Genomic DNA, 23,659 nt, shown 5'->3' with positions numbered 1-23,659 from the left:
AAAACTGCCTGAGCCAGAAATGACCCACAGATTTTGCTGACGAGGCATATTTTTCGAGAATCCTTATATTTTTCGAGTTCCTGCAGCAGCCTCAAACTGAATGCGGAGTCAGGAGATGAATACCTCTTTTTCGGGCTGGGTGACTGCTAAAAAAGCGGTGTTTCTGTTTGTGCTCTTGTTCCTGCTGTCCGGTATGGCGGATATCTCTCATGCAGGCAGAAGCGACTATCTGCTAAAAAGGCTGGAAGAGGGAGACTCTCTTAAAGATATACTTACGGATGCCAGAACGTTAAGCCTCCAGTATGTCAAAGCAATCATGCCAGAGTGTCGAACCCCTTGCAGTTATTTTACTGAAGCGGAAATCCTGTATCTGCAATATGGCCCGGAAGGTATGAAAAAAGGCCTGTTTAAAACAGCCCCCTCTCCGGATCTGGTCATAAAGCCCACGGGGCGATCCGGTCTGGGGCTGCTGGACAGCCTGCTGGATATCAATCCTGGGGTTCAAGTGACTCTGAACGGTGTGAAGGTCGATAATTTCAAGCTGAAGCAGGCCGCCAAGGAAGAATATATGACGGCAAAGCTGGGAGGGTATATTGATTATGAACATATGGTTGAGCTTCTGGGCACCGACCGGTTTATGGATAATGACCAGTTTGACCAGCTTTTGCAGAACCTGTCTGACGGTGATATTTTCACTCTGGCAATTTCAGTCAAACCGTTGGTCGGAAAATCCACCGGGCACAGGGTGGTGGGTGTCAAGATCACAGAAAACAGGTATGTGGTGCTTGAACCCAACCGGGAGGTTGGCGTTTATGTTAAAGATGGCAGGTCTGTCTCCCGGGTATGGTTAAAGTACTTCAAAAAAATATCGCCTCCGGGAGTAACTATTGAGGAAGGCGACTATGTCTGGCAATTATCTGAAAGTGAATTTCCAAGCCTGGAAAATATAACGTTTCCAGGAGCCTGTTCTCTCTGAATTTTGCCGGTATGCGCATCTGCCACGGCAGAAGCCCCTCCCCGAAAAGCTCCTGTAGCAATGCCCCGAAAAGCCGACATACACAACAGGAAAAACAACCCTTTCTGGAGCTTCCTGTGTTCAGACTGCCCCTTATCTTCCACACCCCCGCTCTTTTACTGGCTTTTGCCATGGCTCTGGCACCGGCTTCACAGGCGGAAGCCGATGCCAAAAATGGGCAGTTCTGCCTGATCAATAACCTGTTTGGCGTCAACTCTGTTCGTATTCACAACACCAAACTGGGCATCAAGATCACCGACAACAATGGTAATCTGGATCTGTCGGACGGTGCCGGTGGCCCTTACCATATGCCCTGGAACAGTGACACCCTCTGCTACGCATCCAGTTCCGGCGGCACCCTGGAGATCTATAGCAAAGACAGGGAACAAGCAGAGTGGCAGCTTGAGGACAGCTATAGCGTGGCCTGGTTGGACGGCATAAATATCCGTTTCCACAGGGCGGGTCGTAACGATGAACGCTTTGGTATCAACCTTTCCTACCAGGACGCTCAATTCGAGAACGGGGCTGAGGAAAACACCGCTGCCAGCTGGATGACACGCCTGCAGCAACAAAAGCCAAATATTCGCTTTAACCAGCTGTGTATTCCCGGAAGCCATGCCAGCGGCTCCTATGCCCAGGAGCCTGGCAGCACTGTCGTACTCCCTTTTGGCCCCGATACCAACAAGTTCTTCAAGTGGCTCAGGGACAACCGGGGCATTCCCAGGCTGGCCGCCAACGCCTATTTTAATGCCTGGGTTCAAACCCAGACGGCCTCAATCACAGAGCAGCTGCAAAATGGCGTGCGCTACCTGAACCTGAATTTAAAGGTTGTCGGGGCGGAAAGTGATGAGGACTTTGAAGTGGTTTCCGTACACGGGCAACGGGGCGCGAAACTGCCCGCTATCCTGGGGGAAATTACCGGCTTTCTTCAGCAAAACCCTGGTGAATTTATTGTTCTCCATACTAAACCCGCCAAGCAGATGCCCATTGCTTTCGTAGAACTCATACATGACCTTATTGAGAAAACCCTGTTACCGGAAGACAGGTTGGTCAACAGTGAATCTGGCCCTGGTTTTGCCCTGACCTCTCTAAAGGGCACAGCCCAGCGTATTATCATTGTCTCCGATACCTCTCAGGTGAAATCCAGGCCGTGGCTCTGGCCGGAGTCATCAACCATTATGAACCTGGATGGCAAGGGTAACCGCTCCAAAGTACTGCGTGGGGAATTGATAAAACAGGCACTCAAGGTTTCCGGCCCTGGGCTGGTTATGGCACCGATGTTTCTGACACCGCTTTATAACGACTTTACCCTGAACCCTTTTGATATCGATGACCGGAAAAGCTTTAACGAGACCCTGCGCTGGCCATCGGGGATGTCCCGTTACCTGACCAATGCCCTGCGAGACAGGGGCCATCAGCTCAATATTGTCAGTCTGGACTTCGCTCATAACAGGCGGGCCTATAATTTCTGTCTCTCGGAAATGGAACGGGAACCGTCAGTCAAACCCGAGGAAGCACAGCGGACATCCCGGCAACTCCAACTCCCGGTACAGATCCCGGTGCAGAATCGCCCCCCGAACTGACACCTGATCCCAAATCTGAAGCTGGGCAGGAATCAGGCTCTGACCAAGAAAACGGGCCGGAACAAAAACAAGATGGGCCTCAACAGGATCCAGCATAATTAACTACAAAAAATTTACCATCGCCGGCATTGAGTTTACCTGTGCCGGCGTTATAACCTCCCAGTTATGGAGACCCTGGAAACAACTCTTACGCACCGGGAGGCACCCATGTTCAATATCCAGAATGCCTTTTCTCCAGAGTGGCTGAAGCAAAGCCCGGAAACCATCTGGCTATCTGTCCCAGCCAACTACTCCGTTGATGAAAACCAGCTACTTGGGGACCTGCTCAAACAGCTGAACCCTTCCGTTAAAGAAAAAGCCGATATCGTCAGCAAAGCAACGTCCCTGATAGAACAGGTACGGGCCAGCGATAACGCTGTCCATATGATTGATGCCCTACTGTTGCAATACAGCCTCGATACCCGTGAAGGCATTCTGCTGATGTGTCTGGCGGAAGCCCTGATGCGCGTGCCCGACGTGGAAACCGCCGATGCCCTGATCAGAGACAAACTCAGCGTGGCGGATTGGGAAAAACACCTGAGACAAAGTGATTCCCTGATTGTAAACGCCTCCACCTGGGGTCTGATGCTGACTGGCCGGGTAGTGTCCATGGATACCCGGGAAGATGGTTCCCCTTCAGGCATAATCCAGCGTCTGGTGAATAAGATGGGAGAACCTGTGATTCGCCAGGCCGTAAACCAGGCCATGAAAATCATGGGCAGGCACTTTGTCCTGGGCCGCACCATTCAGGAAGCCCTGAAAAACGGTCGGGAACAACGGGACAAGGGTTATACCTACTCCTTCGATATGCTGGGGGAATCCGCCCTTACCCGGGATGACACAGACCACTACAAGCAGGAGTATATATCCGCCATTCGGGCTGTGGCAGCAGAACCAGACAGGGGCAGAGGCCCTCGCTCCAGCGTATCCATCAAGCTGTCCGCCCTGCACCCCCGCTATGAAGTGGCCCAGAAAGACAGGATTATGTCTGAGCTGGTGGATACGGTCCTGGAGCTGATTCGTTGTGCCCGTACCGGCAATATCGCTATTACTATGGATGCCGAAGAACAGGATCGTCATGAACTGTTTCTGCAGATATTCCAGAAAGTATTCCAACATCCCGACTGCCGAGGCTGGGGACAGTTCGGACTTGTCGTGCAGGCCTATGGAAAACGTGCCCTGCCAACCCTGTGCTGGCTGTCGGCCCTGGCCCGACAGCAGGGTGACCCGATTCCCGTTCGTCTGGTCAAAGGGGCCTACTGGGACAGCGAGATCAAACTTTCCCAGCAGAACGGTTATTCCGGTTACCCGGTCTACACCCGTAAAGAAGCGACAGATGCCTCTTATCTGATCTGCGCAAAATTCCTGCTCTGCGATGAAGTGAAAGGCAAACTCTACCCACAGTTTGCCACCCATAACGCCCATACCGTGGCCAGTATTATGACCATGGCTGACCATAGAGACTTTGAGTTTCAGCGGCTCCATGGCATGGGGGACGCGCTCTATAATCTGGTATTGGCGGATAAGAAAGACGTCCGCATTTACGCTCCCGTGGGCAGCCATAAAGACCTTCTTCCCTACCTCGTCCGTCGCCTGTTGGAAAATGGTGCTAATTCGTCGTTTGTTCACCGACTTGTAGATGCAAAAACCCCCGTTGCGAATCTGCTCAATCATCCTGCGGATACATTGTCTGCCCACAGCTCACTGGCCAACGATCTGATTCCCCTGCCCTGTGGCATTTTCGGGGATAAACGACTGAACTCTTCCGGTATCAATATTGATACGGAATCCGAAGCAATGACCTTCCACCAGCAGGTACAGAGTTTTCTGGAAAAAGCCTGGCATAAAGGGCCAATTATTAATGGCAGCCAGGTAGAAACCAGGTCATCGTCCGATATTTGTAATCCGTACAAAACCAGCCATACCGTCGGACGTATGCACTGGGCGGAACAGACTGAGATAGACACCGCAATTACCAGCACCACAAATGCCTTCCCGGCCTGGGATGCAATGCCCCCATCAGACCGGGCCGATAAGCTGGAAAAACTGGCAGACCTTCTGGAAGAACACAAACCGGAACTAGTAGCCCTCTGCCATCTGGAAGCGGGAAAAACCATTCACGATGCCATTGATGAAATCCGCGAAGCGGTGGACTTCTGCCGCTATTACGCCGTTGAAGCCCGGGAAAAGTTCAAGACTCAGGTTATGCCAGGGCCAACCGGCGAATCCAATGAACTGAGCCTCCATGGCCGTGGCGTTTTTCTCTGCATCAGTCCCTGGAACTTTCCCCTTGCTATATTCCTTGGTCAGGTCACCGCAGCCTTAGCCGCCGGCAATACAGTGATTGCCAAACCGGCCGAGCAGACCAGCCTGATTGCCGCCAGAGCAGTTGAGCTGATACAGGAAGCCGGCGTCCCCGCCGAGGTTATTCAGCTTGTACCCGGTGAAGGCTCAATCATTGGCAGTCAACTGGTTGCCGATGAACGTATTACCGGTGTCGCCTTTACCGGCTCTACCGAAACTGCCCGCAGGATCAACCAGTCCCTGGCCAGCCGTGACGGCGCTATTGTGCCATTGATTGCGGAAACCGGTGGTCAGAACGCTATGATCGTAGATTCCACTGCCCTGCCGGAACAGGTGGTTAAAGATGTGGTCCAATCAGCCTTTGGCAGTGCCGGACAACGCTGTTCAGCCCTGCGGGTGCTTTATCTGCAGGAAGATATTGCCGACCGGGTGATCGAGTTAATGAAAGGTGCTCTGGCAGAGTTAAGTATTGGCGACCCAGTTTTACACTCCACCGACGTAGGTCCGGTGATTGACCAGAGGGCACAATCCGGCCTTGAAGCTCATATTGCCCGTATGAAGCAGGAAGCGACTCTGCTGGCTGAATGCAGCCTGCCAAAGGAGACAGTGGACGGATACTTTGTCCCTCCGGTTATTTTTGAGATAGATAACATTAACAGACTGGAGAAAGAGCACTTTGGCCCGATTCTCCATGTGATTCGCTATAAAGCATCAGATCTTGACCAGGTGATCAAGCAGATTAACAGTACCGGCTTCGGACTGACCCTGGGCATTCACAGCCGTAATGATGTCACCACCGATTATATTCAACAACGGGTCAATAGCGGCAATACCTATATTAACCGTAATCAGATTGGCGCGGTTGTCGGGGTACAGCCCTTTGGGGGACAGGGACTCTCAGGCACCGGCCCCAAAGCCGGTGGCCCGCACTATCTGTACAGATTTGCCACTGAGAAAACCCTGACCATTAATACGACAGCCGTTGGAGGTAATGCCACTCTGCTCTCTTTGGGTGACAGTAAATAAAAACCAGACACTGATATACCCGCCGGAACCTGCCGGACTTAACCGACCGTAGCGAGAAAAAGTCCGACTGGTTCCTGGCATATCCTTTTACGCTGCCCGAAATTGCAATTCTGCCAGGCGATGGTATAAGGGCGAATTGGCCAGCAGTTCATCATGGGTTCCGATAGCCACAATCTTTCCGCCATCCATCACCACAATTCGATCCACATGGGCAATAGTTGCCAGACGGTGGGCAATAATCAATGTCGTGCGTCCTTCCATCAGTTGATCAAGAGCCTGCTGCACATAGTATTCACTTTGAGCGTCGAGAGCACTGGTAGCTTCATCCAATAGCAGAATTTTCGGATCACGGAGAATGGCCCGGGTAATAGCCAGTCGCTGCCGCTGACCGCCGGAGAGTTTGGTTCCCAGCTCTCCAAGGTAACTGTCGTACCCTTCCGGCAGTTCCTGAATAAATTCATCGGCATGGGCTGCTATGGCCACCTGCCTTATCTGCTCATCCGTCGCGCCCGGCGCGCCATAGCGAAGGTTGTCCCGCACACTGGCACTGAACAGCACCGGCTGCTGGGGAACCAGGGCGAAGGGCTGGCGCAGTTGCTCAAGGGAAATATCCGGCAGAGGTGTACCATCCAGCAAAATACGACCAGCATCCGGGTCCCGGAACCGCAGCAGCATTTCAAACAGGGTGGACTTACCCGCTCCGGAAGGGCCAACCAAAGCCACCCGCTCACCGGGAACAATATCCAGGGTGATATTATCCAGGGCCGGCGTATCCGGCCGTGACGGATAGCTGAAGCTGACCTTTTCCAGACGGAGCCGACCGAAAACATCAGGCAATGCTGTTGCCCGGGGTGAAGAAACAATCTCTGGCTCCGTAGCCAGCAATTCCCGCAAACGTTCCACCGCCCCTGCAGCTCTCTGCAACTCGCCATAAACTTCTGTGACAGCGGCCAGAGAACCCGCCACCATCACCGCATAGAAAACAAATGCCGCCAAATCACCACCGGATAGTTCTCCAGAGAGTACATCCAGTCCACCGATATAAAGCATGCCACCAACAGCCCCCAGCACCAGCATCATCACCAGCCCGAGCAACAGGGCCCTCTGGCGAATCCGGCGCAGGGCCACCTGGAAAGCCTCTTCCACCGCGCCATTAAAACGATCAATTACCCTGTGTTCGCCATTAAATGCCTGGACAACCTTAATATGCTGCAGACTCTCCCCGGCCCAGGCTCCCACATCCGCCACCCGATCCTGACTGTCCCGGGACAGCTTGCGCACCTTGCGGCCAAAGAACAGCAGGGGAAAAATAATCAGCGGTACAACAGTTAAAACAACCAGGCTGAGTTTCAGGTTACTGACAATCATCAGTGTCAGTCCGCCAATAAAGATCAGGGTATTACGTAGAGCGAAGGAGACAGAAGAGCCAATCACCGACTGTAACAGGGTAGTATCGGTGGTGACCCGGCTCTGAATCTCACCGGACAGATTTTCTTCAAAAAACGACGGTTGCAGAGTAACAAGGTGAGTGTACAATGCCCGGCGAATATCGGCGACCACCCGTTCACCCAGCCAGGACACAAGATAAAATCGGCAGTAAGCCCCCAGACTCAAAGCTACCACCAGCACCAGGAAAAACGCCAGGGCTTGCTGCATCCCTTCCACGGAACCCTGAACAAAACCAAGATTCACCATGAGCCGCACACCTTGCCCCAGAGCCAGAGTAAGACCTGCGGTAAGCACAAGAGCAATGAACGCGGCAATCATCTGCCAGCGATAGGGACGGAGCCAGGACCAGATCCAGCCTGTCATTATCTGGCGACCTCAAAGAGCATTAGCACAACCAAAATGTTAAGAGTTATTGCGGCACGGGTTAAAGAGACTGCATGATCCTCATGCTATAAGTTTAATATCGAATATACAACGCCGGATAAAGATACGAAAAAAAGCACCGAGCAAAAAAATATTTTGAAACGTGACCATGTTCTGGCCAGACAAAATCAAAGTGGCGATTCAGGTTCAACTGTTGCCATACTGCTTTCTCCTGTAGACCGAAAACCGGAGCAGAATATGAACGCCCTGAAATGTATCGGACAGCATTGCTATTGGCATATGTATTCTCTGAAAAGCCTGGTTTTTTCCTTCATAACCCTGCCGCTTATCAGCGGAATTGGCATCGCTGACGAAGAGATCGCCCAGTCGTGCTTATCCGGGCACGGGAATCAGGCAGGTGGATCAGTCTACTGTTTACATTCTCTACCGATGGAGGATTGCTGCAGGCCCTGCTGTTACGGTTGCGGGCCAGTCTGGATGTGTTCTCCCGACTTAGGCGGTATTGGTGGAGACTGTATATGTAAAGACAAGCCATGACCACCAGCCTGCGGGGGGCAAATATCCTGCGGATCATTAAGAAGCGAATTTACAAATTTATCAGTTCTTGATATTCCCAAATGCATCATAGTCTTGAAATGTTTCCTGAGTCCCACCTCTGTACAAAAAGACCGATCACACTTTGTACAGTGAAACTTTTTTTCTGTGATGAAGTGAGTCTCCATATGTGGTTTTATCGCTTTCTTGTTTAAGAATACAAACCCACACCCAGGGAATGGACATGGATATGTGTCTCTTGATGAGTGCGGAAGATGAGTTTTCATATGCTTGTCCATATAAACTGAACTGTAAAGTACTCTCCGGCAGATACGGCAGGTTCTTCGCTCTATGTCATCTGTTGTAGAGGCAACCTTTGGCTTATGTGTTTTTAAATGGGCAGCCAGGGAGCACACCTGACCCACTATTTTTCCACACACCTTACATGTTCTTTTCTCCAGGAGTTCCTCTTGATAAGCCGGGTCATGTATTTTCATGTGGGCATTTAATCCTGAGAACCGGGGGAAAAATTTCCCACAGTGCGAACAGGTCCTTCTTTTAACCCCATCTACTTTAAAGGGTTGCAGTCTCAAAGGGCGGGTTCTGCATTCATTGATATGTACTTCCCGCCTATCGGCATCATCAGTATCACTGATTCTCGGATCCAATAACGTTTTATGACTCTGTATCTGTATTGAGGAAATCACTTTACCGGCTCATTATGATGCATGTTTCAACCAATTATACTTTCAACCGGGCTTTATCGAACTAACCGGCTTGTTAGAGCCATTAGTTCATGACTTTTCGTGAAAAGCGAAAAGGTTAAAATTGTGAACAACCCTAACCCGGATATTTCATAAATTGCCCCGAAGATCCCGTCGAACCTTGTTGCTCTAAGGAACCGGGAAAGCTGTCAGGAATGCTGACAATCTTGTCAGGGCTTTGTTCTCCTCTTTTTGCCAGGTTCAATGTCTATAAAGAAACCTGTCAAAAAAGGGAGATAGAGAGGATGAACCAGGCCAGCCAGCCCCCTCATCCATACGCGAAAGACAGTGATCTTGCGTCGCTGGCGGCCTCCTACACCCCCAGGATTATTGAAGACGTTCTGACCACCAGCACCGCTTTTGGCCGAAGATTAACTTCCCGCCTTGCTACAGAAATGAAAGCTTTACCCCGTACAGGTCTCCGTGCGTTTCACAGAATCGGTTGCCTTTCTCAACGCTGTATCAAAGGAACAGGTTGGGGAATATCCCTGCTGAAATGGACAAACCCTCTCTACCTGGGCATGCGTTATGGACCTCCGGTTATCAGCACGCCCTGTGGCTATATATTTGATGAGTTGAAATACCTCGGGCATTTTATCCTGCATCCGGTGCAGTCACTGAGCGGGGTTATTGACTTCTGCGCCCAAAGCCCCTCCCGTTCAGTCCGCCTTCTACAAGGCTGTGGTTTCTCTATAGACCCAGCGACGATGTTCATTCTTGCCCTGGAAAGGGATTTGGACACATTCAATGAAGACTTTGGGCTGCTGATGGAAAAAGGGGCATGCCCGGTTTATTCCTGTACCTTTACCATGAAACTGATCCGGGGAAAGATGCTGGCCAGTCTGTTAAAAGGATTCTTCTGCGACTACAACACTCTTTTGCCAGATCTGGCAAAAGAGTGTACGCAATTATTTATCAGCTCATGCCAGCGGGTAGTTTCCAGGGTTGCTGTTGATTCTCTTAATTTTGGGGAGAAGAAGCTGCTGCAGATCATTGAGCCTGATTCCGGACACAATAAATGTTTGTCACAGAGGGTACTTTCCCGTAAATCTGTAAAGCGTTTAAGGAATCGCTCAGGCAGGTAAAAAAACCGCCCCATCCAACAGAATGCAGCGGTTTAGAAAAGAACGGCTTATCTACAAGGAACAGCCTTAGAAGGAATAGCTGACATCTATGCCATAACTTCTTTTCGCGTTCCGTTCAGAGACGGGGGAATTAAACTGCTTGGCTAAACCTCCAATACCGTATATCACTTTTTCATTGGTCAGGTTCTTGATGTAAGCAGACACTTTCCAGTCTTCTTTTGGCGCGTTCCAGGTCAGACGGGTATTAATGTTTGTATAGGCATCATTGACTTCATTTTGCCATCTCGCTTCAAGAGCGTCACCTGGCTTACCTGAGTCCGGATTCACCTTGGGGGCATTTCTCTTGCCAACGTAGGTATAGGTCAGATTGAAATCAAGATTACCCATCTCATCCAGCGGCCAGAAATAATTGGCTCCCAGATTAACCTTGTGGTTGGGCACATGGGACTGGGGCTTGCCTTTCAGATTATCTTCAGGTCCTTCAGTACTAAAGGTCTGGTACTTTGTATACTTGGTTTTGAGATAACTGTAATTGGCAAACACTGTCAGGGCGTCAGTCACTTTAAACAGGGCTTCCAATTCCAGTCCCTTACCATCAGCGTCAACGCTTCGGTTCTGATAAAGAGTCGCGCCCCCAGGTTGCTCAACTTCAGCCAATTCCTGCAGGTCGGCGTAATTATAGGTAAACAAAGCCGCATTTAAACGGAACTGGTCATCCATAAAGCTGCCTTTGTAGCCAATCTCATAGTTCACCACGTCTTCGGGAGCAAACGGTTTGCTTAACGGCCTGAAGGCTTCAAAACCACCGGCTTTATATCCTTCAGAATAGCTGGCATAGAACATGTCATTACCCGTTAAGTGGTAATCAACAACCAGTCGCTTGGTCAGTTTTTTCCAGTTTTTCTTATTCTTTACATCTTTATATTCCTGATCGAAAGCGCCACCAAAGCCAACGCCACCACTTACCGCTTTTGAAAGCGCATTGAACTGACTGTTGGTCTTCAGTCTTTTATTATCCTTGTTGTACCGTAATCCTGCTGTCAGGTTCAGATCATCCGTCAGCGGATAGGTGACCTCGCCATAAACAGCCTGGCTGGTACTGACCAGATCATTAGTCAGTTTTTCATCAAAGCTGCGTCCACCAAAAGGCCCGCCAGTACCCAGGGCTGCTGACAGCGAATTCAACTGCCCCTGAAGAACAGGATCAGTTGTACGGCTTGCCCGCACTGCGAGAACACTGCTAATAAGGTTTGTTGATGTATTCACATTATGATCCTGCCTGGCACGCTCTCTGGAGTAAATAGCCCCCGCCGTCCACTGAATCTCACTGTCATTGGACGTTAACCGCAACTCCTGGCTGAAAGTATGATTCTTCTCATCATTCGCCGTAGAAAGTCGAACATCAATCAGGTCAGTACCATCATCATCACTGCGGTTAAAACTGTTGAATTTCTTACTGGAGGTAATAGAGGTCAGGGTCGCGGGACCAAGATCAGACTCAACGGTGATAGAACCGCCCCAAAGTGTCAGATTTTCCTTTGCCCTGGCATCATTACGGAAATTGCCATAGGGTTTTGCCGGAGCAAACGCAGGATTCAGGGATTTACGGGCAATGGCATCCTGGTCAAGGTCAACATACTCCACCCTGAAGGTCACATCCGTGGCATCTGTTGGCATCCACAAAAGGGTTCCTCTGGCCGCGCCATTATTCTCATTGCCGTACTTCTTGCCAGTGGTCAGGTTTTTGGTATCACCATCACGCCTGTTATCCAGCGCATTCACCCTGAAGACCAGGGAATCACTGAGTGGCTGGTTAAACATGGCAGTCACTTTCCGCTTGCCATAATTACCACCGGTCACAGTAATATTCCCTTCCTGTATATCTGATGGAACATTACTTATAACGTGAACCGCACCCGCTGCAGCATTGCGGCCAAACAGCGTGCCCTGAGGGCCTTTAAGAATTTCCACCCGGTTGACATCATTGAAGGCAGTCATGGACGCGCCACTACGGGCCGAATATACGCCATCTACATAAACCGCAATCGCCGGGTCTACGGATACGTCAAAACTGCCTTTGCCAATTCCCCGAATCGACATACCGGGCTGGGTCGGCTGGGTGTTATTGGTTTCAATTCCGGTCACATAAAGCCCCAGATCATTTACGCTCTGGGCTCCTACCTGCTCAATAAACTCTTCTGAGGTAGCGGAAATAGAAATGGGAACATCCTGGAGGTTCTGTTCCCGTTTCTGGGCCGTGACGATGACTTCTTCAAGCCCCAGATTTTCTCCGCTTGCCGGCACGGCCAGAACAGCCGCGGTAACTGCCAGTGCCAGAGCACTTTTTACTCCGGGTGCTCCGTTCTTTCTGTGTGTGATCTTCATGACCTGTTATCCATTTTTTTATTTTTATTGGCGGTACAGCATGATCCGTTTTTTTACTTCTTTTGTTTCTTCAGTTTTCTACTCTGAAAAGCCTTTCCTTCTTACCTCCATATAAAATTTAACCTTTTATTACCAGAAAAATAGAACCCAAATGACTGATAAAACAGGAAATTCAGCCAGTCCCTTCTGAAGACCGGCTAATTCTGTTAACACTCACCCGGCATTGAGCGAATCCACTCACTGATCAGACTGACACCCTCCGCATGGTGCAATGAACGACCAAGTTCAGGCATCAGCTCACCGGGATCAGTGGATTTCATGCGATAGACAATAATCGACTTCTCCGGATGGCCGGGTTCAATGGAATACTTCAGGTCACCGGAACCTTTACCCGCCGCAACCGGCACTTTGCAGATACCCAGACGAATGGGAATACTGGACTCCCGGGTCAGCCATAAACCGCTGTTCCTGGCCGCACCTTTCTGGCTGTGACAGTGGCTGCAGTTAATATCCAGATAACTGCGGGCCCGCTCTTCAAGGCTTTCTGACTTCCGGCCATGGGGCCAGAGAGCATTTTGAGGAGCCTGTTCTTTTGTGACGCCGGAGAGAAGCCCGGCTTGCAGCCAATAATCAATCTGGTTTTGGACACCTGAGGCATAGTCAAAGTCACGGTTCAGATGCCGCAGCCTTGGACCGATAGGGCGCACCTCTTTGCGACTGTCATTATCTGCATGACAACCGGCACACTGGTTGGCATCGGGAACCACATAGGCAAAAGGCGTCTCTTTACCCTCCTTTATCAACGTCAGCGGTTGAATATCTCCGGCCACATCAAGAAATGCCTCGGTCTGCTCCTGATTCCAAACGTAGGGCAGAGCCACCCAACCATTGCCCTGGTGCAAAAGCACCCGTGTTTCAACCAGTCGCACCTTATCAAGAGGTAAACCCTGTTGAGGATCATAGAGAAGGGCTTCTCCCGCAGACGCAAGAACCTGGCTGCGGTCACCGCCTTCAGCCAGCGGATAGTAAAAGGTTTTACTGATCAGTGTGCCTTTTGGGAAATTCATGGCACTGTTCAGGTCACCGCTATTCAGATCACCGTTTCCTGCCGGAGTAATGGTTTCACCTTCCGGCACCCAAACGGTTCTCAGCTTACTGGCATAGTCCGTAAACAGCGGTGTATTCAGGTCATAGGGAACAACTTTATGATTTAACGACAGCGACTCCTTGCCTATCGAGAGAATACCCCACTCACTCAGGCGAACAGGGTAATCCTCACCTTCAGTCATCAGTTTTGGCGGTGCTTCGGAGCATCCGTAAACAACCGCCAGCAGCAACAGGGAAAAACAGCGGAAACCCAGGCGACCCACCGCCTGCAATACAGCATTTACAACCATAAAATCTCAGCCTCCCAGACCGTTCAGATCAATAGCCGCAAGCTTTTCTACGGAGCAGGTAACCGGAGCCTTGTCCGTGGATACATTGCTGAGGTCATTGGGACCATCAATATTAAGAAAAGTGGCTGTTTCATCCTGAATACAGAGAGCTGCGGGGCGATTATCTTCAGCTGGCCCCACAAAACCATCCCAGAGAATATCCGGCAGGCGCCCGGTTATACCAAACTTGGCGACCTTCAGAGCGGTTAACTCCAAACGCCCGGGGGATTCACCGCCACCGGAATAGGTATTGTTATAAATAAAAATACCTTCAGGGTATGGGTCAAAATTGCCGTCTACCTTGTAATCCTTCTGGTAATTGGCAGAGAACAGGCTGCTCACCAGAATATGGGCTGTGTCATTATCTTTCAGGCGGTTGTCGAAAATCTCTACATTGTCGTTGGAATTAATCAGAATGCCGGAGCCAGCAGGAACGCTGGAAACGAAATTACCTTCCGGGGCAAAATTGTCGGTGTTATTACTGAAAATATCGTTATTGTAAATGCGGGTGGTATGACCAGACTGGGTCAAATAGGGCATATTGAAAATCAGAATGCCACCGGTATTATTGGTGGCTACATTCTCATAAACATCCGCCCCGATAGTATTTTCAATCTCATAGCCAGCCACATTGTATTCCGCACGGTTCCGGCGAATAACCACATTCCGGGACTGCCCCACATAAATACCTGCATCGGAAGCACCAATCACCACGGAGTCTTCAATCAGGGTGTTTTTGGTCAGTACGGGGTAGAAGCCGTAAGCGCCGTTATCGGTATCCGGGCCATTGGTCCACTCCGCCCGCACCCGGCGAATAATAATATTTTCGCCATCGCTGATTTTGATGGCGTCCCCTTTGGTATCTTCAATAGCCAGGTCTTCAATGGTGAAGTTACTGCCATGGACCAGAACACCTTCTGCGCCAGCTACCTGGTTTTTGAACGACAACGTGGTTTTATCAATACCGGCTCCGCGAAGGGTAATACCATCCTTGTTCAGGGTCAGGCTGCGATCCAGCTGATAGGTGCCTTCAGGAATCGTAACCACATCACCGGCTTTGGCATGAATCAGCCGAGCCTGCAGTTTTTTGGCAAAGCTTATGGAGGATGGTGAAGGAGGTGGAGTTTCTTCGGAGCAACCGGCCAGTAAAAAACTGAATATCAGAGCCGCTGCACCTGTACGGCACAAAGACCCCTTTGGCAGAGAACGGGGGACTGTCATCGAGGCATCCTTGTTGATTGTTATTATCAGACAAGAATTGACTCTACTGGAAGAGCACCCGCCAAGCTGTGCATTTTTAAAAAAAAGCTGACTGATTTTGAAATCAGTCAGCTTTTTTCAGATGCAGTTACAGTTGCTTTCTCTAGTCGAAAAAACCGCTCGCGGTACTGGCTGGGGGTGCATTCCATTCTCTGTTTAAAGGCTCTGTTAAAGGCACTCAGGGACCGGAAGCCTGTATCCAGGGCGATGGTTAGTATCGGTACATGGTCATTGCTGTCTTCCAGACGACGGCTTATATCCTGAATACGAAAACTGTTCAGGTAATCATTAAAATTCCGAAACCCCAACTGCTGGTTAATCAGCTGGCGAAGACGGTACTCCTGAATATCAGTGATCTCAGCGACCCTGCCGATAGTCAAACCTTCTTCCCGATAAAGCCTCTGTTGACTCATCACATCATTCAGAGCTTTCAACAGACCAGCACTCTTTTCATCTCCATTAGTATCCGTAACAGCACTAGTATTCACAACAGCACTATCAGGCACACTCTGCTTACTAACTACAGATATCACAGGAGAATTTTCAGGAAATAACACAGGCCGGGCCTGAAGGGTCATAACACTGAACACCATCAGATAGAACGCCAGCATCACGGCATTACCGGTTTCCAGCATGCCACTGAAACCAATTGTCTGGTCAACAGCAACAAACAACCCTAAATAAAGGCCCACGCTTCCCAAAACCCAGACCCGAAGACTGCGCCGTTCCTCCACCAGATCAGCACGCATAGTTCTTCCGACAGTAAATAAAGCATAAAAAATCAGGCAGAACTCGACTATCTGGGAAGGCCAGCGAAAGGCTATATCCACCCACAGGGGAACCGACAAATCAAAAATATCCCTTACCAGGTTAAATACCGCTGGCACTAGCACCACAAAACCGCTGATGCACCAGACGGAGGTGGAGAAGCTGAAATCATCATCAAAGACTTTCAGACACAACAGCCAGAACAGCACAGGAATCACAGCGGGCAAACTTGCCAAAAGCCACGCCAGTAAAAGGCCATCAGGTTGTACCATGGGATTTAACAGATAGGCCGCCAGACACACCAGTAATCCGGAAAACAACCGCGCTTCTACAGACCGGGAGAACTGCCGGGAAAACAGAAGAATATTCAGGCACACAAGAGCCAGACTGAACGCGCTCCCGGCAACGTATAAGGAAAACACCATAGCTAACCTTTTTATTATTATTTCTCATCATATTATCAGGAATGTCCGGCCCATGGGCAGGAGCATCCGGGCAGAACATACAAATGGGGAATAGTCTTTTTCCACTACAGCCTATATGATTCACCCGATTCTGTTATCAGGGAACAAAACACCGGTGACAGGCTCAAGTATTCAAGTAATCACCAGGAGCTGTGTGCCATGGCCAGACAGAAGCAACGAAACCTTCATGCCATTGCCCCGATTATGAAAAAAGGCGGTGTCCACGAAAAAAGCACCAAAGCCAAACGGGCGAAAGACAAACAATCCATGAAGAGAATGATCAGAGAGCGGCTTGACCGCTCTTTTTTTTGCCCGCTGTTTTCATACCCGTAACCTTCTCTTCCAGGCACCGCTGTTCTTTCCCCGAGAACTCCTTATAATTCTGCGTTCTTCAGCCCCCGGCTATGGATTTATAGTGTGGGATACTCATAAGCATATTTCCAAATACGATTAAAGCTTGAATTGAGTAAGGTTGTATGGAATATCGAGCTGCTGAATAATAATCCGCCATCGAAAGATACGTACAAGTCATATCACGCTCTCACATTGAACGTGATGCTGGAGCCCTGAGCGGCTCTGTTACTGTGGTGAATCACTCTATGGAAACCATGACCGAGCTGTCTCTTATCCTGGTCAGCGCCATACTGGTCAATAATTTTGTCCTGGTACAATTTCTCGGGCTGTGCCCGTTTATGGGGGTCTCCAACCGGCTGGAGACGGCGGTGGGCATGTCTCTGGCCACCACTTTCGTGCTGACCCTGGCCTCTATCTGCAGCTATATCACCTACCAGTACATCCTTGTCCCCCTCGGGCTGGAATTTCTGAAAACACTCTCGTTTATCTTGGTGATTGCCGTTGTCGTACAGTTCACCGAGATGGTGGTGAAAAAAACCAGCCCCCTGCTCTACCGGGTGCTAGGTGTGTTCCTTCCTCTTATTACCAGTAACTGCGCGGTGCTGGGTGTGGCCCTGCTGAACAGTAACCGTCTGAATTCCACCTTTATCGATTCCGCCATGTACGGCTTTGGCGCAGCCGCCGGTTTCTCCCTGGTGCTGGTGCTGTTCGCCGCCATGCGTGAACGTATTGCTGCCGCCGATGTGCCTTCCCCCTTTAAGGGTTCAGCCATCGGCATGATTACCGCCGGGCTTATGTCCCTGGCATTTATGGGCTTTACCGGCCTGATCAAGTTGTAAGGAGCGCCAGACACTCTTTATGGATATTGTTGTTTACGCTCTTCTGGCCCTGCTGGCCCTGGCCCTGCTGTTCGGCGCATTGCTCGGATTCGCTTCCGAACGCTTTAAAGTGGAAGGCAACCCGATTGTTGACCAGATCAACGACCTCCTGCCCCAGACCCAGTGCGGCCAGTGTGGCCATCCTGGCTGCAAGCCCTATGCGGAAGCCATTGCCAGCGGCGAAGATATTAACAAGTGTCCCCCCGGCGGACAGGCCACCATCAATGCCCTTGCCGATCTTCTGGATGTGGAACCCATGGAGCTGGATGACGAACATGGCGAGGAAAAGCCTCCCATGGTGGCGGTTATCCGGGAAGATGAGTGTATCGGCTGCACCAAGTGCATCCAGGCCTGCCCGGTGGACGCCATCCTCGGCGCTGCCAAACAGATGCATACCGTGATAGGCAGTGAGTGCACCGGCTGTGACCTGTGCGTAGAGCCCTGCCCGGTGGACTGCATTGATATGGTTCCCGTTGCCACCACAACCCGTAACTGGCAATGGAATCTGCCCTCAACAAAAGACAATATGCAACTGATTGCCACAGACAAACAGGGGGATATTGCATGATTCCCCTGCGCACTATTCCTACAAAAAGCACCCATGATTTTCCCGGTGGCGTTCATCCGGAACAGAGCAAGCAGCAGTCTACCCAGACTCCGATTGCCATACCTCCCCTGCCGGAAAAGCTGGTACTGCCCCTGAACCAGCACTCAGGGGCACCCGCCGATGTTCTGGTGAAACCCGGTGAGAAAGTTTTGAAAGGCCAGGTGCTGGCCAAAGCCAGTGGTTTTGTCAGCGCCCCAGTCCATGCCCCGACCTCAGGCACCGTTGTTGCCATTGAACCGCACCCGGTGCCCCACTGGTCGGGGCTGGACGAAACCTGTCTTATAGTGGAACCGGATGGTCAGGAGACGTGGTGTGAACTCTCCCCACTCCCGGAGTACACCAATACCGAAAGGGAAGAACTGGTTCAGCGTATACACGACGCAGGTGTTGTTGGCCTTGGTGGTGCCGGTTTTCCCTCTGCGGTCAAAATGGCATCCCGCAAGGCCAGCAAAATTCACACCCTGATCGTCAATGGTGCCGAGTGTGAACCTTATATTACCGCTGACGATATGCTGATGCGGGAAAGGGCTGACAAACTGCTCGGCGGTATTGAGATTCTTCAGCATATGCTGGAACCGGAACAGGTACTGATCGGCATTGAAGATAATAAACCCGAAGCTATCGCAACCCTTGAACTCTCTATAAAAGAACGGGCCTGTGCCGAAAAGAAGGGTATTGAAGTGGTCACCGTACCCACCAAATACCCGTCCGGTGACGCACAGCGCCTGATCTGGCTGCTAACCGGTAAGGAAGTTCCCAGTGACGCACGTTCCGTGGATGTAGGCATTCTCTGCTACAACGTAGGCACCATTGCCGCCGTTCACGATGCCATTATTGAAGGCAAACCCCTGATCTCCCGTATCACCACACTCACCGGTGATGCGTTAACCAAGCCGGGTAATGTGGAAGTGTTAATCGGCACGCCGGCGGAACACCTGCTGACCTTTGCCGGGGTTCAGGATCACCGTTTCCACTCCCTGATCGTCGGTGGTCCCATGATGGGTCATACCCTGGACACAACAACGGTTCCGGTGATTAAAACCACCAACTGTTTTATTGCCGGAACACCGGAAGAGTTTCCACCAGCGCCACCGGCCCAGGCCTGTATCCGCTGCGGTATGTGCGCCGATGCCTGCCCGGTCTCCCTGCTGCCCCAGCAGTTGCACTGGTATGCGCAATCCCAGAACCATGACCAGCTTCAGCACCACAACCTGTTTGACTGTATTGAGTGCGGTGCCTGCGCTTATGTCTGCCCCAGTTCCATTCCCCTGGTGCAGTTTTACCGTGCCGCCAAGGATGAAATTCGCACCCAGAAAGCGAAAAATGATAAGGCGGAACACTCCCGTCAGCGCTTTGAGAACCGCCAGGCCCGTCTGGAAGCTGCAGCTGCGGAAAAAGAAGCCAAGCGCAAAGCCAATGCGGAAAAAGCCCGTCTGCTGAAAGAAGCCAAAGCAAAAGCTGTAGCAGAAGGTTCCGAGGCTCCGGCTGCATCCGCTGCCGAACCTCTTGATCCGGTAAAAGCCGCCCTGGAACGGGCCAAAGCCAAAAAGGCCGCCCGTGCCGCTGGCGATACCGCCAAAGAGAAACCGGCCAAAGCCCAGCTCTCTCCCAAGCAGAAAGAATTGAAAATCCAGCTGGCCATGGCCAAAGCCCAGCTGAAAAAATCTGAAAAGGCTTTTGAGCAGGCCGAAGCCGGTTCACCGGAAGCGGACAAGCTCAAAGAGAATATTGCCATGCTGCAGAAGCAGCAGGAGCAACTGCAGAAAGAGCTTGATACAGCTTCAACACCTGCGCCGGAATCCGGCCCTGAACTTGCCGCTCCAAAAGCTGATAAATCCAATAAACCGGCTCTGAGCGAAAACGAGAAAAAGCGCAAAATTGCCCTAGCTATGGCAAAGGCTGCCGTGAAAAAGGCGGAGCGGGTACTGGCCTCTGCTCAGGACTCCGGCGGCGACGATATTCCCGCCCTGACCACCCAGCTGGAAGACAAACGTCGTGAGCTGGCGGAACTGGAAAGCCAAGGGGGCTGACAGGTACTACCTGACATAAAAGATTATGGCACTTATACGACAGACATCCCCCCATACTCTGGGGAAAAACAATACCGGCCATATTATGCGGCTGGTAATGCTGGCCCTGCTGCCAGCCCTGGTGGCCCAGACCTGGTTCTTTGGCTGGAGCGCGCTGATAAATCTGCTCTGGTGTTCTCTGGTGGCTCTGGCCACGGAAGCGCTGGTGTTAAAGGCACGTAAACGACCAATGTCTTTCTACCTGAAAGACGGCAGTGCCCTGGTCACCGCCTGCCTGCTGGCCCTTGCCCTGCCCCCCGGTTCTCCCTGGTGGCTGACATTGATTGGCGTCAGCTTTGCCATTGTCTTTGGCAAGCAGCTCTATGGAGGCATGGGCCATAACCCCTTTAACCCGGCCATGCTGGGTTATGTATTGCTGCTGGTTTCTTTCCCCCTGGAAATGACCAGCTGGTTTGCACCCCAGGGTGCGGGGCTGAACGCCGCAGGCTTTAACGACAGCCTGCAAGTGATTTTTGCCGGACACGGTATCGATGCCTGGACCATGGCGACACCTCTGGATGTGGTCAGGGAAAACAGCTCCCTGACCATGGCGGAACTCTGGCAGGACAGACCCCAACTCTCCGGTATGACCGGCATGGGCTGGGTATGGGTTAACCTGGCATTTCTGGCCGGTGGCCTGTTCCTGCTGAAAGAAAAAGTTATCAGCTGGCAGGCGCCGGTGGGTATGCTGGCGGGTCTGGCGGTAATGTCTCTGGTGTTCTGGAACGGCACCGGCTCCTCTTCTAACGGCTCACCCCTATTCCATTTGCTGTCCGGTGCCACGATGATGGGCGCATTCTTTATTGTGACCGACCCGGTCAGCGGCGCTACTTCCAATAAAGGCCGACTGCTGTTTGGCCTGGGCGTAGGCATTCTGACGTATATTATCCGCGCCTGGGGCGGCTATCCTGACGGTGTCGCCTTCGCCACACTGCTGATGAACATGGCGGCTCCGGCTATCGATTACTGGACCCAGCCCCGCACCTATGGTCACCGCAAACCGAAACGGGGGCTGGCAAAATCGGAATGAGTACACCAAACGACCAAACCCCAAAAAACAAGGGCGCTGATAAGAACATGTCCGTCAATGGCGTTATCAGCAAGGCCATCAGCCGTAACAGCCTGAGCCTGGGCCTGTTTGCCCTGTTTACCGTTGGCCTTGTCTCCCTGACCTGGCTGCTGACCAAAGACCGTATTGCTGAGCAGGTGCGTATCAGCGAAGAGAAAGCACTCTACGAGGTTCTGCCCCCGGGCAGCTTTGATAACTCCCTGCTGGATACCACGGTTTCCCTGACGGAGCCTGAGCTGTTGGGCCCGATTCCGGATAAAGCAAGAGGCTGGGTAGCCATACAGGGTGGCCAGCCAACTGGGGTGATTCTGCCTGTTGTGGCTCCCGATGGCTATAACGGTCGTATCCAGTTACTGGTGGGTATTGATGCTCACGGTATAATTACCGGCGTACGTACCATTTCCAGCAAGGAGACCCCCGGACTGGGGGATGGTATTGAAACCCGGGTGTCCGACTGGATTCTGGAATTTACCGGAAAGTCCCTGCTCAACCCCGATGCCCGGGGCTGGGCAGTGAAAAAGAATGGCGGTGACTTTGACCAGTTTACCGGTGCGACCATTACCCCACGGGCAGTGGTAAACGCCGTGCATCGATCCCTGGAATACTTTGCCCAGCACCGTACAGCCTTATTTGAGCAGGCCACTAATCCCTCCAGAGAAAAGTCCATCAGAGAAAAGCCTACCGGAGCAAGCAACAGCGAGGAGAGCGACCATGGCCAGCCTTGATACCCGTGATATCACTCTTCAGGGGCTCTGGAAAAACAATCCGGCTCTGGTGCAGCTGCTGGGCCTGTGCCCATTGCTGGGCGTATCCAGCAGCGTAGTGAACGCTCTTGGCCTGGGGCTGGCCACCATGACCGTACTGGTGTGCTCTAACCTGCTGGTATCCCTGTTCCGTCGTCTGGTACCGGACGCTATCCGCCTGCCGGTGTTTGTGATGATTATCGCGTCACTGACCACCTGCGTAGAACTGGTAATGCAGGCTTACACCTATGAGCTGTACAAAATCCTCGGCATATTTATTCCGCTGATTGTGACCAACTGCATTATTCTCGGCCGGGCCGATGCCTTTGCCTCCCGCAACGCCCCTGGCCCTGCGGTGCTGGACGGCCTGATGATGGGTCTGGGCTTCGGAATTGTGCTGCTGCTTCTCGGCACACTGCGGGAACTGATTGGCCAGGGCACCCTGATGGCCAATATGGACTTTCTGCTGGGGCCTGTGGCCGCCGACTGGCAGATGACCGTAATCGCTGATTACAGGAAGTTCCTGTTTGCCATCCTGCCCCCCGGTGCCTTTGTATTTATGGGGCTGCTGGTAGCGGTGAAAAATATTGTTGATAACCGTATGGCGCAGGCCCGCCTGTCCCAGAAAGAGAAACCTGCCGGAGGTGCCAAACGGGTGCGGGTCACCGGGCAAATCAGCTGACAGACTTATTACACCTGCCCTGGCTGCTAGATTAATGAGAAACCTCTCAGCCAGGGACAGGTACTATGAGTGTTATTTCTTCTGCCAGAGCCAGTGTGGCAAGTTTTATCCGCAGCCATTTTGCCGCGGCCCGGAAAAACAACACCTTTCTCAATCGATTGGTGGAGTGGATAAGCCCCCGCCAACAGCTCTGGCCACAGCCAAGCCTAAACCTTCCTGATACTTCACTGTCCGCCCGGTCTGCAACCCTTATCAAGCCACAGAAGTCCATAGAGTCAAGCGCCCACAGGCAAGCCTCAGAGTGGGCTGAAAAGTATCTGAAGGAACAGCCTGACCTTCGGAACCAGTCCTCCCGACTGGCGAGTGTCGTTCTGGATCTGATGGGCAAAGAGCAGCCCCTGCGTGCCCTGATGCTGCTGGAAGTAGTGCTGGAACAGAAACAGGGCGAGTATCTTGAGGAAGCCCAAGAAAAATTTGACTCAGGTCGTTATAGAGACATACAGCAAGCAGCCCATAGCAATCTGAAAGAGTATAAGAATGGCATCAGTGGCCTTCTGGGCAGCAACGACAAATTCGCAGTGATTCCCGCAGATGTTATAGATGACAGCCAATATGCCCTTGATTTTATCTTTCAGAAATTATCCGGTGAGCAAACAGGCTATCCCGATTTTCATCGCCGGAAGTAGATTCCTTCCTGTCAGTTCACTGACACTTCCAGCCACCTCGCCCTGGCCCTGGATCTGCTGACGCTGCCCTTCTCG

Annotated in this window: 18 protein-coding genes; 12 read left to right on the top strand and 6 right to left on the bottom strand. The window is 51.6% G+C overall.

The features are described from left to right. The first annotated feature begins 115 nt into the window (after positions 1 to 115). From ACY2RQ_RS17730 to putA, 3 genes are all read left to right on the top strand, one after another. A complete protein-coding gene (locus tag ACY2RQ_RS17730) occupies positions 116 to 976 on the top strand; it encodes a hypothetical protein (RefSeq protein ID WP_490114332.1) in 861 nt (286 codons plus the stop codon). 116 nt (positions 977 to 1,092) lie between these two features. After that, the gene (locus ACY2RQ_RS17725; RefSeq protein WP_490114331.1) at positions 1,093 to 2,598 is read left to right on the top strand and encodes a PI-PLC domain-containing protein; all 1,506 of its coding nucleotides are present in this window, start codon (positions 1,093 to 1,095) and stop codon (positions 2,596 to 2,598) included. Positions 2,599 to 2,805: 207 nt separating this feature from the next. Beyond that, on the top strand, positions 2,806 to 5,967 hold the full coding sequence (putA, locus tag ACY2RQ_RS17720) for a bifunctional proline dehydrogenase/L-glutamate gamma-semialdehyde dehydrogenase PutA (RefSeq protein ID WP_490114330.1): 3,162 nt from the start codon (positions 2,806 to 2,808) through the stop codon (positions 5,965 to 5,967). 87 nt (positions 5,968 to 6,054) lie between these two features. Here the strand turns inward: putA and ACY2RQ_RS17715 are convergent, their stop codons facing one another. Further along, the gene (locus ACY2RQ_RS17715) at positions 6,055 to 7,779 is read right to left on the bottom strand and encodes an ABC transporter transmembrane domain-containing protein (RefSeq protein ID WP_490114329.1); all 1,725 of its coding nucleotides are present in this window, start codon (positions 7,777 to 7,779) and stop codon (positions 6,055 to 6,057) included. A 476-nt stretch (positions 7,780 to 8,255) separates the two neighbouring features. Beyond that, a complete protein-coding gene (locus ACY2RQ_RS17710; RefSeq protein WP_490114328.1) occupies positions 8,256 to 8,831 on the bottom strand; it encodes a C2H2-type zinc finger protein in 576 nt (191 codons plus the stop codon). A gap of 512 nt (positions 8,832 to 9,343) precedes the next feature. Between ACY2RQ_RS17710 and ACY2RQ_RS17705 the strand changes: the two genes are divergently transcribed. Beyond that, positions 9,344 to 10,183, top strand: coding sequence for a hypothetical protein (locus ACY2RQ_RS17705; protein WP_490114327.1), 840 nt, complete (start codon positions 9,344 to 9,346; stop codon positions 10,181 to 10,183). 66 nt (positions 10,184 to 10,249) lie between these two features. Here ACY2RQ_RS17705 and ACY2RQ_RS17700 read toward each other — a convergent pair whose 3' ends face one another. From ACY2RQ_RS17700 to ACY2RQ_RS17685, 4 genes are all read right to left on the bottom strand, one after another. Then, positions 10,250 to 12,568 carry a TonB-dependent receptor gene (locus ACY2RQ_RS17700; RefSeq protein WP_490114326.1) on the bottom strand — a complete coding sequence of 773 codons (2,319 nt, stop codon included), beginning with the start codon at positions 12,566 to 12,568 and terminating at the stop codon, positions 10,250 to 10,252. Between the two features lie 206 nt (positions 12,569 to 12,774). After that, positions 12,775 to 13,965: an SO2930 family diheme c-type cytochrome gene (locus tag ACY2RQ_RS17695; RefSeq protein WP_490114325.1), complete on the bottom strand. Its 1,191-nt coding sequence runs from the start codon at positions 13,963 to 13,965 to the stop codon at positions 12,775 to 12,777. Between the two features lie 6 nt (positions 13,966 to 13,971). Next, positions 13,972 to 15,225: a parallel beta-helix domain-containing protein gene (locus ACY2RQ_RS17690; protein ID WP_490114324.1), complete on the bottom strand. Its 1,254-nt coding sequence runs from the start codon at positions 15,223 to 15,225 to the stop codon at positions 13,972 to 13,974. 107 nt (positions 15,226 to 15,332) lie between these two features. Then, on the bottom strand, positions 15,333 to 16,457 hold the full coding sequence (locus ACY2RQ_RS17685) for a helix-turn-helix transcriptional regulator (protein WP_490114323.1): 1,125 nt from the start codon (positions 16,455 to 16,457) through the stop codon (positions 15,333 to 15,335). Positions 16,458 to 16,655: 198 nt separating this feature from the next. Between ACY2RQ_RS17685 and ACY2RQ_RS17680 the strand changes: the two genes are divergently transcribed. The 8 genes from ACY2RQ_RS17680 (at position 16,656) to ACY2RQ_RS17645 (ending at position 23,584) form a co-directional block, all read left to right on the top strand. Continuing rightward, positions 16,656 to 16,829 (top strand): hypothetical protein, encoded by a 174-nt coding sequence (locus tag ACY2RQ_RS17680; protein ID WP_490114322.1) that lies wholly within the window; start codon positions 16,656 to 16,658, stop codon positions 16,827 to 16,829. Positions 16,830 to 17,104: 275 nt separating this feature from the next. Next, complete coding sequence (gene rsxA / locus ACY2RQ_RS17675; RefSeq protein WP_490114333.1) at positions 17,105 to 17,689, top strand: electron transport complex subunit RsxA; 585 nt, start codon at positions 17,105 to 17,107, stop codon at positions 17,687 to 17,689. A gap of 19 nt (positions 17,690 to 17,708) precedes the next feature. Continuing rightward, positions 17,709 to 18,296 carry an electron transport complex subunit RsxB gene (gene rsxB / locus ACY2RQ_RS17670; protein ID WP_490114321.1) on the top strand — a complete coding sequence of 196 codons (588 nt, stop codon included), beginning with the start codon at positions 17,709 to 17,711 and terminating at the stop codon, positions 18,294 to 18,296. Beyond that, positions 18,293 to 20,365, top strand: coding sequence for an electron transport complex subunit RsxC (gene rsxC, locus ACY2RQ_RS17665; RefSeq protein ID WP_490114320.1), 2,073 nt, complete (start codon positions 18,293 to 18,295; stop codon positions 20,363 to 20,365). The genes rsxB and rsxC overlap by 4 nt, the downstream gene beginning before the upstream one ends. Before the next feature lie 25 nt (positions 20,366 to 20,390). Continuing rightward, positions 20,391 to 21,434, top strand: a complete 1,044-nt coding sequence (gene rsxD / locus ACY2RQ_RS17660) for an electron transport complex subunit RsxD (protein ID WP_490114319.1) — start codon at positions 20,391 to 20,393, stop codon at positions 21,432 to 21,434. Next, complete coding sequence (gene rsxG, locus ACY2RQ_RS17655) at positions 21,431 to 22,198, top strand: electron transport complex subunit RsxG (RefSeq protein ID WP_490114318.1); 768 nt, start codon at positions 21,431 to 21,433, stop codon at positions 22,196 to 22,198. The genes rsxD and rsxG overlap by 4 nt, the downstream gene beginning before the upstream one ends. Further along, positions 22,185 to 22,898: an electron transport complex subunit E gene (locus tag ACY2RQ_RS17650; protein ID WP_490114317.1), complete on the top strand. Its 714-nt coding sequence runs from the start codon at positions 22,185 to 22,187 to the stop codon at positions 22,896 to 22,898. Before rsxG ends, ACY2RQ_RS17650 begins: the two co-directional genes overlap by 14 nt. 65 nt (positions 22,899 to 22,963) lie before the next feature. Next, entirely contained in the window at positions 22,964 to 23,584 is a 621-nt protein-coding gene (locus ACY2RQ_RS17645; RefSeq protein WP_490114316.1) for a hypothetical protein, read from the top strand. Positions 23,585 to 23,659 lie beyond the last annotated feature (75 nt).

The sequence above is a fragment of the Parendozoicomonas sp. 209JJ7-1 genome (assembly GCF_058147085.1).
This window is presented reverse-complemented; position numbering and strand designations above follow the sequence as displayed.

Bases quoted from the DNA above. Each gene is read 5' to 3' on its own strand.
- ACY2RQ_RS17680 (WP_490114322.1), top strand. From the start codon at position 16,656: ATGGCCAGACAGAAGCAACGAAACCTTCATGCCATTGCCCCGATTATG.
- ACY2RQ_RS17700 (WP_490114326.1), bottom strand. From the start codon at position 12,568: ATGAAGATCACACACAGAAAGAACGGAGCACCCGGAGTAAAAAGTGCT.
- ACY2RQ_RS17650 (WP_490114317.1), top strand. From the start codon at position 22,185: ATGGCCAGCCTTGATACCCGTGATATCACTCTTCAGGGGCTCTGGAAA.
- rsxB (WP_490114321.1), top strand. From the start codon at position 17,709: ATGGATATTGTTGTTTACGCTCTTCTGGCCCTGCTGGCCCTGGCCCTG.
- ACY2RQ_RS17710 (WP_490114328.1), bottom strand. From the start codon at position 8,831: ATGAAAATACATGACCCGGCTTATCAAGAGGAACTCCTGGAGAAAAGA.
- ACY2RQ_RS17645 (WP_490114316.1), top strand. From the start codon at position 22,964: ATGAGTGTTATTTCTTCTGCCAGAGCCAGTGTGGCAAGTTTTATCCGC.
- ACY2RQ_RS17715 (WP_490114329.1), bottom strand. From the start codon at position 7,779: ATGACAGGCTGGATCTGGTCCTGGCTCCGTCCCTATCGCTGGCAGATG.
- rsxA (WP_490114333.1), top strand. From the start codon at position 17,105: ATGACCGAGCTGTCTCTTATCCTGGTCAGCGCCATACTGGTCAATAAT.
- ACY2RQ_RS17690 (WP_490114324.1), bottom strand. From the start codon at position 15,225: ATGACAGTCCCCCGTTCTCTGCCAAAGGGGTCTTTGTGCCGTACAGGT.
- putA (WP_490114330.1), top strand. From the start codon at position 2,806: ATGTTCAATATCCAGAATGCCTTTTCTCCAGAGTGGCTGAAGCAAAGC.
- rsxG (WP_490114318.1), top strand. From the start codon at position 21,431: ATGAGTACACCAAACGACCAAACCCCAAAAAACAAGGGCGCTGATAAG.
- rsxC (WP_490114320.1), top strand. From the start codon at position 18,293: ATGATTCCCCTGCGCACTATTCCTACAAAAAGCACCCATGATTTTCCC.
- rsxD (WP_490114319.1), top strand. From the start codon at position 20,391: ATGGCACTTATACGACAGACATCCCCCCATACTCTGGGGAAAAACAAT.
- ACY2RQ_RS17695 (WP_490114325.1), bottom strand. From the start codon at position 13,965: ATGGTTGTAAATGCTGTATTGCAGGCGGTGGGTCGCCTGGGTTTCCGC.
- ACY2RQ_RS17730 (WP_490114332.1), top strand. From the start codon at position 116: ATGAATACCTCTTTTTCGGGCTGGGTGACTGCTAAAAAAGCGGTGTTT.
- ACY2RQ_RS17705 (WP_490114327.1), top strand. From the start codon at position 9,344: ATGAACCAGGCCAGCCAGCCCCCTCATCCATACGCGAAAGACAGTGAT.
- ACY2RQ_RS17685 (WP_490114323.1), bottom strand. From the start codon at position 16,457: ATGGTGTTTTCCTTATACGTTGCCGGGAGCGCGTTCAGTCTGGCTCTT.